The sequence below is a fragment of the Hydrogenophaga sp. GW456-12-10-14-TSB4 genome (genome assembly GCF_059424305.1).
Genome location: NZ_JBWKZH010000103.1, coordinates 1 through 14,553 on the forward strand (window position 1 = coordinate 1; position 14,553 = coordinate 14,553).

12 protein-coding genes are annotated in these 14,553 nt (G+C 68.4%); 8 read left to right on the forward strand and 4 right to left on the reverse strand.

What is annotated here, in order from left to right; translation table 11 throughout:
• The first annotated feature begins 324 nt into the window (after positions 1 to 324).
• The 4 genes from AC07ZS_RS28305 (at position 325) to AC07ZS_RS28320 (ending at position 6,043) form a co-directional block, all read left to right on the forward strand.
• Positions 325 to 1,530 (forward strand): aromatic ring-hydroxylating oxygenase subunit alpha, encoded by a 1,206-nt coding sequence (locus tag AC07ZS_RS28305; RefSeq protein ID WP_494801770.1) that lies wholly within the window; start codon positions 325 to 327, stop codon positions 1,528 to 1,530.
• A 158-nt stretch (positions 1,531 to 1,688) separates the two neighbouring features.
• On the forward strand, positions 1,689 to 2,579 hold the full coding sequence (locus AC07ZS_RS28310) for a DMT family transporter (protein ID WP_494801771.1): 891 nt from the start codon (positions 1,689 to 1,691) through the stop codon (positions 2,577 to 2,579).
• A gap of 25 nt (positions 2,580 to 2,604) precedes the next feature.
• Positions 2,605 to 3,462 (forward strand): sulfurtransferase, encoded by an 858-nt coding sequence (locus AC07ZS_RS28315; RefSeq protein WP_494801772.1) that lies wholly within the window; start codon positions 2,605 to 2,607, stop codon positions 3,460 to 3,462.
• 10 nt (positions 3,463 to 3,472) lie between these two features.
• Positions 3,473 to 6,043, forward strand: coding sequence for a PAS domain-containing sensor histidine kinase (locus AC07ZS_RS28320; protein ID WP_494801773.1), 2,571 nt, complete (start codon positions 3,473 to 3,475; stop codon positions 6,041 to 6,043).
• Between the two features lie 15 nt (positions 6,044 to 6,058).
• Here the strand turns inward: AC07ZS_RS28320 and AC07ZS_RS28325 are convergent, their stop codons facing one another.
• The 3 genes from AC07ZS_RS28325 to polA all read right to left on the reverse strand — a co-directional run bounded on the left by AC07ZS_RS28325 (position 6,059) and on the right by polA (position 10,853).
• Positions 6,059 to 6,874 carry a ZIP family metal transporter gene (locus AC07ZS_RS28325; RefSeq protein WP_494801774.1) on the reverse strand — a complete coding sequence of 272 codons (816 nt, stop codon included), beginning with the start codon at positions 6,872 to 6,874 and terminating at the stop codon, positions 6,059 to 6,061.
• A gap of 63 nt (positions 6,875 to 6,937) precedes the next feature.
• A complete protein-coding gene (locus AC07ZS_RS28330; RefSeq protein WP_494801775.1) occupies positions 6,938 to 7,837 on the reverse strand; it encodes a dienelactone hydrolase family protein in 900 nt (299 codons plus the stop codon).
• A 175-nt stretch (positions 7,838 to 8,012) separates the two neighbouring features.
• Positions 8,013 to 10,853, reverse strand: coding sequence for a DNA polymerase I (gene polA, locus AC07ZS_RS28335; protein WP_494801776.1), 2,841 nt, complete (start codon positions 10,851 to 10,853; stop codon positions 8,013 to 8,015).
• Between the two features lie 73 nt (positions 10,854 to 10,926).
• Between polA and AC07ZS_RS28340 the strand changes: the two genes are divergently transcribed.
• Genes AC07ZS_RS28340 through AC07ZS_RS28350 form a run of 3 tightly spaced genes read left to right on the forward strand, consistent with a single transcriptional unit; the run spans position 10,927 to position 13,066 of the window.
• The gene (locus AC07ZS_RS28340) at positions 10,927 to 11,253 is read left to right on the forward strand and encodes a hypothetical protein (protein ID WP_494801777.1); all 327 of its coding nucleotides are present in this window, start codon (positions 10,927 to 10,929) and stop codon (positions 11,251 to 11,253) included.
• Between the two features lie 12 nt (positions 11,254 to 11,265).
• A complete protein-coding gene (locus tag AC07ZS_RS28345) occupies positions 11,266 to 12,273 on the forward strand; it encodes a homoserine kinase (protein WP_494801778.1) in 1,008 nt (335 codons plus the stop codon).
• Between the two features lie 13 nt (positions 12,274 to 12,286).
• Positions 12,287 to 13,066 carry a BPSS1780 family membrane protein gene (locus AC07ZS_RS28350; RefSeq protein ID WP_494801779.1) on the forward strand — a complete coding sequence of 260 codons (780 nt, stop codon included), beginning with the start codon at positions 12,287 to 12,289 and terminating at the stop codon, positions 13,064 to 13,066.
• Here the strand turns inward: AC07ZS_RS28350 and rarD are convergent.
• Positions 13,041 to 13,955 carry an EamA family transporter RarD gene (gene rarD, locus AC07ZS_RS28355; protein ID WP_494801780.1) on the reverse strand — a complete coding sequence of 305 codons (915 nt, stop codon included), beginning with the start codon at positions 13,953 to 13,955 and terminating at the stop codon, positions 13,041 to 13,043. The genes AC07ZS_RS28350 and rarD overlap by 26 nt on opposite strands.
• 110 nt (positions 13,956 to 14,065) lie before the next feature.
• Between rarD and AC07ZS_RS28360 the strand changes: the two genes are divergently transcribed.
• Complete coding sequence (locus tag AC07ZS_RS28360; RefSeq protein ID WP_494801781.1) at positions 14,066 to 14,542, forward strand: Lrp/AsnC family transcriptional regulator; 477 nt, start codon at positions 14,066 to 14,068, stop codon at positions 14,540 to 14,542.
• Positions 14,543 to 14,553: the final 11 nt, after the last annotated feature.

The following is a 14,553-nucleotide window of genomic DNA, read 5'->3' on the forward strand; positions in this document are numbered from 1 at the left end:
GGAGGGAGAAGGTGTGGGCATGGGTACAGTGGGCTGTGGCCCTTCGCAAACCGCGGAACTCGCTTCGCTGCGCGGTGGGGCGGGCTGCATGGGCCCGGCCTTGGGGTGCTGAAGATGGCCAGATGAAACCGGCATTTTATGCCCGGCAAGGGCATTGCCCCCCGGGGTACAATCCGCGTTCTTTTTTTCTCTCCCAAACCTCTTCACTACGGACAGCCTCTGTCCGGAGGGACGCACCACCCCACCCATCCCGCGCGAATTCGTCTGACGAGCACAGCGCTTACCCTGCCCCTTCATAGGGGGAGTCTCTAGGTCAGGACCACCATGTCTGATTTAAGTCTTCAACTGCAGCAGGCCGCAAGCCAACTTCCGGTTTCCAGCTACTTCAGCGAGGCGCTGTTCCAGCGCGAAAAGGAAACGCTCTTCCAGCGCGGGCCCCGGTACGTGGGGCACCAACTCGCGGTCCCCAACGTGGGGGACTACCATGCCCTGCCGCACGAAGCCGGCGGCCGCGCCCTGGTGCGCACCGACAAGGGCGTCGAACTCGTCTCCAACGTGTGCCGCCACCGCCAGGCCGTCATGCTCAAGGGCCGCGGCAACCTGGGCGAGACCCGCAGCGGCAGCGCCGGCGGCAACATCGTCTGCCCCCTGCACCGCTGGACCTACAGCGGCACCCACGGCGAACAGGCCGGGCGCCTGCTGGGCGCGCCGCACTTCGAGCAGGACCCCTGCCTGAACCTCAACAACTACCCCCTGCGCGAGTGGAACGGCCTGCTGTTCGAGGACAACGGCCGCGACGTGCAGGCCGACCTGGCCAACATGGGCCCGCGCGCCGCGCTCGACTTCGAGGGCATGGTGCTCGACCACGTGGAGCTGCACGAGTGCAACTACAACTGGAAGACCTTCATCGAGGTCTATCTGGAGGACTACCACGTCGCCCCCTTCCACCCGGGCCTGGGTGGTTTCGTCACCTGTGAAGACCTGCGCTGGGAGTTCAAGCCGGAGTACTCGGTGCAGACCGTGGGCCCGGCCAACCTGCTCGGCAAGGCCGGCAGCCCGGTCTACCAGCGCTGGCACGAGCAGCTGATGAACTACCGCCAGGGCCAGATGCCCGACCACGGCGCGATCTGGCTCACCTACTACCCGCACATCATGGTGGAGTGGTACCCGCACGTGCTCACGGTCTCGACCCTGCACCCGGTCAGCGTGGACAAGACCCTCAACATGGTCGAGTTCTACTACCCCGAGGAGATCGCGGCCTTCGAGCGCGAGTTCGTCGAGGCGCAGCGCGCGGCCTACATGGAAACCTGCATCGAGGACGACGAGATCGCCGAGCGCATGGACGCCGGGCGCAAGGCCCTGCTGGCGCGCGGCGACAACGAGGTCGGCCCCTACCAGAGCCCGATGGAAGACGGCATGCAGCACTTCCACGAGTGGTACAGAGCCCGGATGAGCCCCCCCGCGCCGCCTTCGGCGTCACCCCCCCAGGGGGGCGTCACCAGCGGTCCGGCAAAACCGGTCCCGCGGTGACTCTGAAACGAGACACGTCTCACGTGCCACACCGTCTGAATTTCAAGCCCTCGGAGGGTGGAGCGTCTTCATCCAAGGCCACCGCGGAACCGGCTTTGCCGGGCCGCCAGTGGCGCCCCCCTGGGGGGGTGACGCCGCAGGCGGCGCGGGGGGGTTGAATGCAGGCCCTGTGGATGCTGCTCGCCTCGGTGTTCTTCGCCTCCATGGGCGTGTGCATCAAGTTCGCGTCCAGCCACTTCAACAGCTTCGAGATCGTGTTCTACCGCGGCGTGGTGGGTTCGGTCTTCCTGATCGCGATGACGCGCGTGAACGGCGTGTCCCTGCGCACCCGCATGCCCATGATGCACGTCTGGCGCAGCATCGTCGGCACGATCTCGCTCACCGCCTGGTTCTTCGCCATCGCCGCCCTGCCCCTGGCCACGGCCATGACGTTGAACTACATGAGCAGCGTGTGGATCGCGACCTTCCTGCTGGGCGGTGCCCTGCTCATGCAAGGCCGCAACGCCCCCATCCGCGAGCAGGCCCCCCTGTTCCTCACCGTGCTCATGGGCTTCGGCGGCGTCGCCATGATGCTGCGCCCCACGCTGGCCGAGCACCAGGTGGTGGGCGCGCTGGTCGGCCTGCTCTCGGGCATCTTCGCGGCCTTCGCCTACCTGCAGGTGGCCGCGCTCTCTCGCGCCGGCGAGCCCGAGAGCCGCACCGTGTTCTATTTTTCGATCGGTGCCGTGCTCGCCGGCGGCGTCGGCATGCTGTTCTCCGGCGTGAGCGCCTGGCATTGGCCCAGCGCCCTGTGGCTGCTGCCCATCGGCCTGCTGGCCCTGTTCGGCCAGCTCTGCATGACGCGCGCCTACTCGCGCGGCGCCACCATGGTGGTGGCCAACCTGCAGTACTCGGGCATCGTGATCGCCGGCATCTACGGCATCGTCTTCTTCAACGACCAGCTGCCGCTGCTCGGCTGGCTGGGCATGGCGCTGATCATCGTCAGCGGCATCACGGCCACGGTGCTGCGCGCCCGCGCGGTGCCGAATGCACCCGCGGAAGACCATTGACTTGCATCTGCTCCACAATGCGCGCATGCACACGACCCTGATCTCCGCGACCGAACTCCAGCAACTCATCGCCAGCGGCGCTCCGCTGCGCATCTTTGACTGCAGTTACGAGCTGATGAAGCCCGAGGCCGGCCAGGCCCAGTTCGAGGCCGAGCACATCCCGGGCTCGGTGCACGTGCATCTGGAGCACCACCTGAGCGACAAGACCGCCCCCGACCGCGCCAGCGGCGGGCGCCACCCGCTGCCCTCGCGCGCCACTTTCGCCGCCCGGCTGGGCCGGCTGGGCCTGGACAACACCGCGCAGGTGGTGGTGCTGGACCGCCAGGCCATCACCACCAGCGGGCGCCTGTGGTGGATGCTCAAGTGGTGCGGCCACGAGGCCGTGGCCGTGCTGGACGGCGGGCTGGCGGCCTGGAAGGCGGCCGGCGGCGCCGTGGAAAGCGGCCCCGTGGCTGCCCCGCAACCGGCGGTTTTTGAACTGCGAGAGCCGCTGGTGCAGACCGTCGGCACAACCGACATCGCGGGTGCGCTCGGGCGCCCCGCCATGACCCTGATCGACGCCCGCGCCGGCGCGCGCTTTCGCGGCGAGACCGAACCGCTGGATCCGGTGGCCGGCCACATTCCCGGTGCGCTCAATCGACCCTTCAACGAGAACGTGGCGCCGGACGGCCGCTTCAAGCCCGCGGCCGAACTGCGCGCCGAATTCGAGCGCCTGCTCGCCGGGCGCGACCCGGCCACCGTGGTGCACCACTGCGGCAGCGGCGTGAGCGCCGTGCCCAACCTGCTGGCCATGGAAATCGCCGGCCTGGGCCGGGCCAAGCTCTACCCGGGCAGCTGGAGCGAGTGGTGCAACACGCCAGGCCTGCCCACGGCGCAGGGCTGACGCACCGAACATGCCCCCGACCTCCTCCCGCCTTTTGGACCCCGCCGCCCCGGCCACCGCGCCGGACGGTCAGCGCAAACGGGTGCTGGAGCTGCTGGCGCTGCTGACCGGACTGGCCGCGCTGATCGTTCTCGTGATCGACCTGATCTTCGCCAGCCCGGGGCAGCGCGAGGCCTGGATCGCGGCCTGCCTGGTGCTGGTGTCGGGTGTGGCCTATGCCCTGGTGCACTGGAACCGCATGCAGTACGTGGCGCACCTGATCGTGCTGGGCACGCTGTCCACCGCCGTGCTCTCGGTGATCACCTACGGTTCGGTGCGCACGGCGGTCGGCTTCCTGTTCGTCGCCGCCGTGGCCGGCGCGGGCACCTTCCTCGGCCGCACCGCGCTCATCGCCACGGTCACGGCCAGCGTGGCCTCGCTCGGCCTGCTCACGCTGGCCGAGGTCAACGGCTGGTTCACCGCAACGCCCTATTTCGAGGTGGGCCTGCGGGTCTGGATCACCCATTCGGCCACCGTGGTGGTGGTCGGCGTGATGGTCTATCACAGCGGCCGCCAGTTGCGCGAGGCGTTCGACCGGCAGAAGGCCGAGCTGGAGCTGCGCAAGAAAACCGAGCACCAGCGCGACCTCCACCTGGAGCGTTTTGCCCGCATCTTCCGCACCAGCCCCAGCCCCATGATCGCGCAGTCGGCGCGTTCCGGGATGATCCTGGACGTCAACCCCGCCTTTGAACGCTGCTACGGCTACACCCGCGACCAGGCCCTGGGCCGCCCGGACGCCTTCCTGTGGGCGGACCCCGAACAGCGGGAGGCGTACCTGGGCGCCCTCTTCGCCGCCCGGCGCGCCGAACAGTACCCCGCACGGGGCCTGCGCGCGGACGGCAGCACCTTCGAAGGCCTGGTCTCCAGCGAGATGGGCGACGACCACGAAGACAAGCTGGTCATCACCACCATCAGCGATGTGAGCGCCCAGAACGAGGTCATGGAACGGCTGCGCCGCTCCGAGGACCGCTTCGCCAAGGCCTTCCACTTCAGCCCTCTGAACATGACGATCTCGCGCCTCTCGGACGGCGCCATCATCGAAGTCAACCGCGCGCAGGACCGCGCGCAGGGTCTGCTGCCGGAGGAGATCCGGGGCAAGACCTCGATGGAAATCGGCGCCTGGCTGACCCCGCAGGATCGCGAAGCCTTTGTGGAACAGTTGCTGCGCCAAGGCCACATCGACGGCTACGAAACCCGCATGCGCCACAAGGACGGTTCGCTGGTGGACACCCGGATCTGGGCCGAGCTGCTGGACATTGACGGCGAGCCCTGCATCCTGGCCTGCACCGTGAGCATCACCGCCGAGAAGGAGCGCGAGGCGCTGCTGCTCAACGTGGCGCGCGGCGTGGCCGCCGAGACCGGCGAAGCCTTCTTCGGCGCGCTCACGCGCCACCTCTGCGAAGCCATCGGCGCCGACATGGTGGTGGTCGGCGAATGCCGCGCGGACGGGCGCGTGCGCAGCCTGGCGATCCGCCAGGACGGGCAGGCGCGGCCCAATTTCACCTTCTCCATCGAGGGCACGCCCTGCGCCCGCTCCCTGCTGCAGCAGGACATGCTCATCTGCACCAGCGGCCTGGCCGAGCAGTTCCCGCAAGCCACCAGCCTGATCGACTCCGGCTGCCAGGCCTACCTGGGCAAGGCCTTGCGCGACGCCGACGGCACCGCGATCGGCGTGCTCTTCGCGCTCTGGCGCCAACCGGTGGAGCTGCGCCCGGACACGCAGGCCCTGATCGCCATCTTCGCCGGCCGGGCCAACTCGGAGCTGGTGCGCCTGCGCCGTGACCGTGAGATCCAGCGCCTGAACGAGACGCTGGAGCACCGTGTGCGCGAACGCACAGCCGACCTGCAGATGCTCAATGCGGAGCTCGATTCGTTCGCTTACTCGGTGTCTCACGACCTCAAGTCGCCGCTGCGCGCCATCGATGGCTTCACCCGGCTGCTGGATGAGGAAGTGGGGCCGCGCCTGAGCGCCGACGAACGCCAGCTGCTCGAACGCGTGCTCCACTCCACCCAGCGCATGGGCTCGCTGATCGACGACCTGCTGGCCCTGGCGCGCGTGAGCCAGGGCGTGCTGACGCAGCAGACCGTGGACCTCAGCGCCATGGTGCAGGAGATCCTGGCGCAGGAGCAGCACAAGCAGCCCGGGCGGGCGATCGAATCCCGCGTCACGCCCGACCTGCAGGCCCGCTGCGATCCGCGCCTGGCGCGCATCGTGCTGGAAAACCTGCTGGCCAACGCGCTCAAGTACAGCCGGACGAAAGAGCACACCGTGATCGAGTGGGGCCTGCTGCCGCCGGTGGGCGGCGAGCCCCGGATGTTCTACGTGCGCGACAACGGCGTGGGCTTCGACATGGCCTACGCCGACAAGCTCTTCAAGCCCTTCCAGCGCCTGCACATGCCCAGCGAGTTCGAGGGCACGGGCATCGGCCTGGCCACGGTGCGGCGCATCATCGAGCGCCACGGCGGTCACATCATCGGTGAGGGCCAGCCGGGCGCGGGCGCCCGATTCTGTTTCTCTTTCGGAGACAGTCTGGCCAGTTGAAGACCGCCAGACGGTTCAGTGCGCGAGGCCGCTGACCACGGTGACCAGCGCAATCCCCACCAGCAGCCACGCGATCTGCGCCACCGTGGCCTTCAGGCTCAGCCGCTTCTGCAACTGCGGGATCAGGTCGGCCAGCGCCACGTAGACAAAGCTGCTGGAAGCGGCCACGAGGAAAAACGGCAGGTAGTCCTCCAGCTGCGCCAGCAGGAAGTAGCCCACCAGGCCGCCCAGCGCGGTGACCGTGCCCGCCAGCGACACCTTGACCAGCGCGGCGCGCGAGTTGCGCGAGGTGTGGCGCAGCACCACCAGGTCGCCCATGTGGTGCGGCACCTCGTGGGCCAGCACCGCCAGCGCGGCCACCAGGCCCAGGCGCATGTCGGCCATGAAGGCCGAGGCGATCAGGATGCCGTCGCCGAAGGCGTGCACGCTGTCACCCGCCAGCACCGCCCAGCCGCCCGAGCGCGGGCCGTGGTCATGGCCGTGATGGCTGTGACCGTGGTGGTGCGCGTGGTGGTCATGCGGCTCGTGGTCGAGCAGGGCCTCTTCTTCCCGGCTGTGCTCGTGTCCGTGGTGCCACAGCTCGGCCTTGTCAAGCAGGAAGAAGAACACCAGCCCGCCCAGCAGCATCGCGAACAGCTCGTGCGCGCCGGCCGCGCTCTCGAAAGCTTCGGGCAACAGGTGCATGAAGGCCGTGGCCATCAGCGCCCCGGCCGCCAGGCTGAGCATGTGCTGGGTGTAGCGCGCCAGCATGGCCATGCTCAACAGGGCCGCCAGCCAGACGCTGCCCACGCCCGCCGCGACGGTGCCGATGAGAATTGCCAACAGGGTCATTTGCTTGTCACCACGAAAAAAGGCCGCCCCATGGCGGCCTTCGTTGAACGGAAAGCGGCCCGATCAGGCCACGCCGTGCTGCTTGAACCAGGCCAGCGCCCGCTTCCAGCCGTCTTGCGCCGGCTCCTTGCGGAAGCTCGGCCGGTAATCGGCGTGAAAGGCGTGCGGCGCGTCCGGATACACCACGAAGGTCGATGCCTTGGCCGCCGCATTGCCGGCGGCCAGAGCGGTCTTCATCTTATCAACCGTGTCAAGGGGAATGCCGGTGTCCGCGCCACCGTACAGGCCCAGCACGGGGCCATGGAGCCTGGCGGCCACGTCCACGGGCTGCTTCGGGGTAAGCGGGGTGGCGTCGCCCACCAGGCGGCCATACCAGGCCACGCCGGCCTTCACGGCCGGGTTGTGCGCGGTGTACAGCCAGACCTGGCGCCCACCCCAGCAGAAGCCGGTGATGCCCACCTTGCTCGCGTCCCCTCCGTTGGCGGCGGCCCACTTCACCGTGGCATCGAGGTCGCCCAGCACCTGCTGGTCGGGCACCTTGGAGATCACTTCGGCCATCAGCTTGGCCATTTCGCCATAGCCCTGGGCATCGCCCTGGCGCACGAACAGCTCGGGCGCGATGGCGAGGTAGCCGGCCCGGGCGAAGCGGTTGGCCGTGTCGGCGATGTACTCGTGCACGCCAAAGATCTCGGACAGCACCAGCACCACCGGCAGGCCGGTCTTGCCGGCCGGGGCGGCGCGGTAGGCGGGCATCTTGAAGCCGTTGACGTCGATCGTCACCTCGCCCACGGTCAGGCCGTCGGTGGGGGTCTTGATCGCCGTCTGCGCCATCAGGGGCAGCGCGGAGGCCGCATAGCCCACGCCGAGCGCGGCCTTCAGGGCGGTCCGGCGGGTGGCGCCGTGTTCGGTGGCCTGGCCGGGCAGCAAAGCGTCCAGGTCCCGCACGTGTTGTTCTTCGAGCATCGTCGCGTCTCCTTCTTGGGGTTGAAAAACTACCTGACTTCGGGGCGCGCCCGAAGTTCAAACGTTCCGGGCGCGAGCGGACTTTTTCCAGAGATGCCGCGGAACCGGCTTTGCCGGGCCGCAGGCATCGCCCCCTGCAAGGGGGTCGCGGCGCAGCCGCGGCGGGGGTGGGCCCTTAATGGGCTTTGTCCCAGTTGGGGCCGACGCCGACCTCGGCGAGCAAGGGCACCTTGAGCGCGGCGACACCGGCCATCAGGTGAGGAATCTCGGTCTTGAGCCAGTCCACCTCGCCCTCGGGCACCTCGAACACCAGTTCGTCGTGCACCTGCATGATCATCTTCGTGCTCCGGCGCTGCTCGTCCAGCGCCTTCTGCACCGCCACCATGCTGAGCTTGATCAGGTCGGCCGCCGTGCCCTGCATGGGGGCGTTGATGGCCTGGCGCTCCAGCGCCGAGAGCTTCGCGCCCTTGGCGTTCTTGATGTCGGGCAGCACCAGGCGCCGACCGAACACCGTCTCGATGTAGCCCATGTCCTTGGCCCGCTGGCGCGTCTCGTCCATGTAACGCTTCACGCCCTCGAAGCGCTCGAAGTAGCGCGTGATGTAGTTCTTCGCCGCCGTGTTGTCGATGCCCAACGCCTTGGCCAGGCCGAACGAGCCCATGCCGTAGATCAGGCCGAAGTTGATCACCTTGGCGTACCGGCGCTGCTCGCTGCTGACCTGCGCTGTCTCCACGCCGAACACCTCGGCGGCGGTCGCGCGGTGCACGTCCAGCCCTTCGTGGAAGGCGCGCAGCAGGGCTTCGTCACCGCTGATATGGGCCATGATGCGCAGCTCGATCTGCGAGTAGTCGGCGCTGGCGATCACGCTGCCCGCGGGCGCCACGAAAGCCTCGCGCACGCGCCGGCCTTCAGGCGTGCGGATCGGAATGTTCTGCAGGTTGGGGTCGTTGCTGGACAGGCGCCCGGTCACCGCCACGGCCTGCGCATAGTGCGTGTGCACGCGCCCGGTGCGCGGCAAGGCGAGCTGCGCCAGCTTGTCGGTGTACGTGCCCTTGAGCTTGGCGAGGCTGCGGTGCTCCAGGATCTTGGCCGGCAGCGGGTAATCTTCGGCGAGCTTCTCCAGCACCTCTTCGTCGGTGCTGCGCGCGCCGGTCGCGGTCTTCTTGATCACCGGCAGGCCCAGCTTGTCGAAGAAGATCTCGCCCAGCTGCTTGGGGCTGCCCAGGTTGAAAGGCTGGCCGGCGATGGCGTAGGCCTCCTGCTCCAGCGCGACGATGCGCTGGCCCAGCTCGTGGCTTTGGGCGGCCAGCGTGGGCGCGTCGATCAGCACGCCGTTGCGCTCGATGCGGTACAGCGCCTCGCTGCTGGCGATCTCGAGTTCGTAGATGAACCTGAGCTTTTCGTCCGCCTGCAGCTGCGGCCACAGCACCCGGTGCACGTCCAGCGTCTGGTCGCTGTCCTCGCACGAGTACTCGGCGGCCTTGGCCACCTCGACCTGCGCGAACGGGATCTGGTGCGCGCCCTTGCCGCACAGGTCTTCGTAGTTGATGCCCTGGCGGCCCAGGTGGCGCTCGGCCAGGCTGGCCAGGCCGTGCGGCTTGTGCACCTCCAGCACATAGCTCTGCAGCATGGTGTCGTGCACATAGCCCTGCACCTCGATGCCGTGGTTGGCGAACACGTGGCGGTCGTACTTCATGTGCTGACCGAGCTTGTGCTTCGCCGGGTCTTCCAGCCAGGGTTTCAGTTTCGCCAGCACCTCGTCGAAGGGCAATTGCTCGGGCGCCTCCGGCCCGGCATGGCGCAGCGGGATGTAGGCCGCCTCGCCGGGGGTCACGCTGAAGCTGATGCCCACGATCTCGGCACGCATCTCGTCGAGCGAGGTGGTTTCGGTGTCCAGCGCCACCAGCTCGGCGGCCTGCAGGCGCTGCAGCCAGCTGTCGAACTGGTCCCAGGTAAGAAGGGTGTCGTAGCGCAGGTTGGTGGTGCGCTCGGCGCTGCCGCTGAGGTCGGGCTCGTCGAACAGGCCGGGCGAGCCGTCGCCGGCCTTGCCCTTGGCGGCGGCCTTCACCTTGCTTTCTTCGATCCGCTCCGGCGGCACGTCGTGCTGCGTCAGCGACTTGACCAGCCCCTTGAAGCCGTAGGTCTCGCCGAAGGCCTTGAGCGCTTCGGAATCCTGCCCGGCGATGGTGATGGCCTCCAGCGAGGGCAAGCCTTCGATGTGGTCCTGGAGATCGCAGTCGATCTTGATGGTCAGCAGCTCCCGCCCCTTGGGCAGCCAGTCGAGCGCGTTGCGCAGGTTCTCGCCCGCCGCCCCCTTGATCTCGCCCGCTCGCGCCACCAGCGCCTCCAGCGAGCCGTATTCCTGCAGCCATTTCACGGCCGTCTTGGGGCCGACCTTGGGCACGCCCGGCACGTTGTCCACCTGATCCCCCACCAGCGTCTGGTAGTCCAGCATCAGACTGGGCGGCACGCCGAACTCGGCGGTCACACCCGCCACGTCGCGCCGGCGGTCGTTCATGGTGTCGATCACCGTGATGTGCTCGTTGACCAGCTGGCTCAGGTCCTTGTCGCCGCTGGAGATGATGCAGTCAATGCCCTGTTGCGCGGCCAGGTGGGCCAGCGTGCCGATCACGTCGTCGGCCTCCACGCCCGGCACATCCAGCACCTTCCAGCCCAGCAGCTTCACCACCTCGTGGATCGGGGCGATCTGCGCGCGCAGGTCGTCGGGCATGGGCGAGCGGTTGGCCTTGTACTCAGGGTACAACGCGTCGCGGAAGGTCGGGCCCTTGGCATCGAAGACGCAGGCCGCGTAGTCGGCGCGCACGTCCTTGCGCAGTTTCTGCATCATGTTGATCATGATGCGGATGGCGCCGGTTTTCAGGACCGTGCCGTCGGGCAAGGTGGTGCTCATGGCCTCACCGCCGGCAAAAAACGCACGGTACAGGTAGCTGGAACCGTCGACCAGCAACAAAGTCTTGCGATCGGCGGGGGAGTCGGGGGTTTGGGCGTCTGACATGGGGGCCATTGTGGCGGAGATCGCGCCCGTCCCCTCGGCGGCGCAGCCGGCCGGCCTTGCCTACAATCGACCCATGAACGCGATCCACCGCCATCCCCTCGCCGCCCTCGTGGCCGGCCTGTGCCTTGCCCTGCCTGCCCTGGCCCAGGTGGCCCCGGCGGAAACCCCGCGCGAGCCCGCCGCGGCGCGCGACAACATCGAGCGCATCACGCACGAGGACAAACTCACCCGCATCGACGAGTTGCGCGTGGGCGGTCAGACGCAAAGCATCGAGGTGCAACCCAAGAACGGCGCGCCGGCCTATCAGATCCAGCCCGACAACGGCCAGACGGGCGCGGGCGACAACGGCAAGCGCACCGGCAACGCCGGGCGCAGCAGCTGGCGCATCCTGAATTTCTGATCCCCCCGCCACATGGCCGTTTACACCGAAGTCGCGTTCGACGAAGCCGCTGCCCTCCTGCACACCCTCCAACTGGGCGACCTCACGGACCTCAAGGGCATCCAGGGCGGCATTGAAAACACCAACTATTTCGTGACCAGCGAGCGCGACGGCGCCACGCTGGAGCACGTGCTCACCGTGTTCGAGCGGCTGGGCTTCGAGCAGTTGCCGTTCTACCTGCACCTCATGAAGTTCCTCGCCGGGCGCGGCATCCCGGTGCCCGACCCGGCGGCCAACGCCCAGGGCGAGATCCTGCTCACGGTGCAGGGCAAGCCGGCCGCCGTGGTGGACCGGCTGCGCGGCAAGAGCGACCTGTCGCCGGGCGTGGCGCAGTGCGAGGCGGTGGGCGCCATGCTCGCGCGCATGCACCTGGCCGGGCGCGAGTTCCCCATGAGCCAGCCCAACCTGCGCGGCCTGCCCTGGTGGAACGAGACCGCACCCGTGGTGCTGCCCTTCCTCACGCCCGCCCAGGCCGACCTGCTGAACGCGGAACTGGCCTACCAGAACCACGTGGCCCAGAGCCCTGCCTACGCGGCCCTGCCGCGCGGCCCGGTGCATGCCGACCTGTTCCGCGACAACGCCCTGTTCGAGGACGGCGCGCTCACCGGCATCTTTGACTTCTATTTCGCCGGCTGCGACGCCTTCCTGTTCGACATCGCCGTCTGCCTCAACGACTGGTGCGTGCTGCACGACGAGGACCACGACGGCTCGCTCGACACGCCGCGCTCGCTCGCCTTGCTGGCGGCCTACCAGGCGGTGCGACCCCTCACGGCGGCCGAGCGCAGCCTGCTGCCGGCGCTGCTGCGCGCCGGCGCGCTGCGCTTCTGGATCTCCCGCCTGTGGGACCTGCACCTGCCGCGCGAGGCCGCGCTGCTCCAGGCCCACGACCCCGGCCACTTCGAGCGCGTGCTGCGCGCCCGGGTGCGCGACACCCAGGCCCTGGGCGCCCTGGTGCGCGACGACGCGCTGCAATCCGCCTGAGCCCGCCCCCTGCATGAAACTGAATATCGTTCCCGCCCGCACCGGCTTCCAATGGGTCAAGCTCGGGGTGCAGACCTTCTTCCGCCAGCCCCTGGCGATGGCGGGGCTGTGCTTCATGTTCATGGCCTCGATCTCGGTGCTGTCGCTGGTGCCGGTCATCGGCCCCCTTCTCTCGCTGGCGGTGGTACCAGCGGCCACGCTGGGCCTCATGGCCGCCAGCCGCGAGGCCGCGCAAGGCCGCTTCCCGATGCCGACCACCCTGGTCGCGGCCTTTCGCGCCGGCCCGGCGAACACCCGCTCCATGCTCATCCTCGGCGCCCTGTACGCCGCCATGCTGATGCTGGTGTTCGGCGTGGGCGCGCTGTTCGCCGTCGATGTGGCACCCGTCGCGGGCACGTCCAGTGGCGAGATCACGCCCGAGCAGGTGCGCGCCATGTTCAACAACCCGGGCCTGTGGGTCACCATGGTGTTGTCCGTGCCGGTGCTCATGGCCTTCTGGCACGCCCCCGCGCTGGTGCACTGGCACCAGGTGACGCCGCTCAAGAGCCTGTTCTTCAGCCTGATGGCCTGCTGGGCCAACAAGGGCGCGATGCTGCTCTACGGCGTGGGCTGGATGGCCGTGATGATGATGACCGGCGTGGTGATGAACCTGCTGGCCGTGCTGTTCGGCAGCGCCGCCCTGCTCAACCTGGTGATCTTCCCCATGGCGTTGCTGCTCACCGCGATGTTCCACACCTCGATCTGGTTCACCGTGCGCGACAGCTTCGTCACCGAGGAAGGGCCTGCGGCCTGAGGGCGCGCAGGCTCGCCATTCCTTCGCAGGCCAGCAGCCCGATGGCGACCCAGATGGCGCCGTAGGTCAGCCACTGGCTGGGCGCGATGCGCTCGCCCAGCAGCAGCGCCACCCCCACCAGCAGCGCCGGCTCCACATAGCTCAGCAGGCCGAACAGGCCCAGCTTCAGGCGCTGGTTGGCCGTGATCATGAAGGCCAGGGCCACCGCGCTGAGCACGCCCAGCACCAGAATGCCCAGCACCGGGTGCTGCAGCGCGCCGGCGCCTTCGGGCAGCGGCGCCGCGATGAACCACAGCCCCACCGGCAGGCTCAGCACCATGTCGAACCACATGCCGCCCAGGTGGTTGGTGCGCAGCACGCGCCGCAGCGCGAAATAGCAGGGGTAGCCCAGTGCCACCACGAAGGCCGGCCAGGACACCCGGGGCGCATACAGCAGCTCGTTCACCACCCCCAGCGTGGCCAGCGCACAGGCCGCCATCTGCCAGCGCGTGATGCGCTCGCCGAAACACAGCCGCCCGGTGAGCACCAGCGTCAGCGGCAACAGGAAGTAGCCCAGCGACACGTCCAGCCCGTGGCCGTTGATCGGCGCCCACATGAACAGCCACAGCTGCACCCCCAGCAGCAGGGACGACAGCAGCATCGCCAGCCAGAGCACCGGGCGCGCGCGCAGGCGCTGCCAGAGCTCGGCGATCTCCCCGCCCCGCCGCGACAGCAGGATGAAGACCCCCAGGAAAGGCGCGGTCAGCAGGATGCGCCAGCCGTAGATGCCGGCACCGCCCAGCGGCGCGAGCAGCGTGGCGTGGTAGTACATCAGGGCGAACAGGACCGAGGCGGCGAGGGAGTAGGCGACGCCGGAGGTCGTGTCGGCGGGGCTGAAGGAGGACGTCATCGGGAAAATGCGGTATCGGCTGGAGCACGAAATGCTATTTCTCACTGGCGTATTCAGATTCGATAATTGAGGCTTTTCACGCAACGTTATTGCAATTCAAGGAAAAGCAGATGCCCATCGCTCCGCTGGACGCCTTCGACCGCCAACTCCTCGCCCTGCTCCAGGAAGACTGCCGGATGCCGCAGGCCGAGCTGGGCGCGCGCGTGCACCTGTCCGCTGCCGCGGTGAACCGGCGCATCAAACGCCTGACCGAGCAGGGTGTGATCGAGCGCTTTGCCGCGCAGGTCCGGCCCGAGGCCCTGGGCTACCCGCTCACCATCGTGGTGGAGGTGCAGGTCGAAAACGAGCGCATGGACCTGCTCGACGCCATGAAGCAGTCCTTCCTGCGCTGCCCCTTCATCCAGCAGTGCTACTACGTGGCCGGCGAATGCGATTTCGTGCTGATCTTCGCGGTGCGCGACATGGGCCACTACACCGAGCTCACGCGAGAACTCTTCTTCGAGAACCACAACGTGAAGCGCTTCAAGACCTTGGTCACCATGGGTCGGCTCAAGACCGGCACACCGATGCCGGTCGACGAGGCCTGAGCCCATGGCCC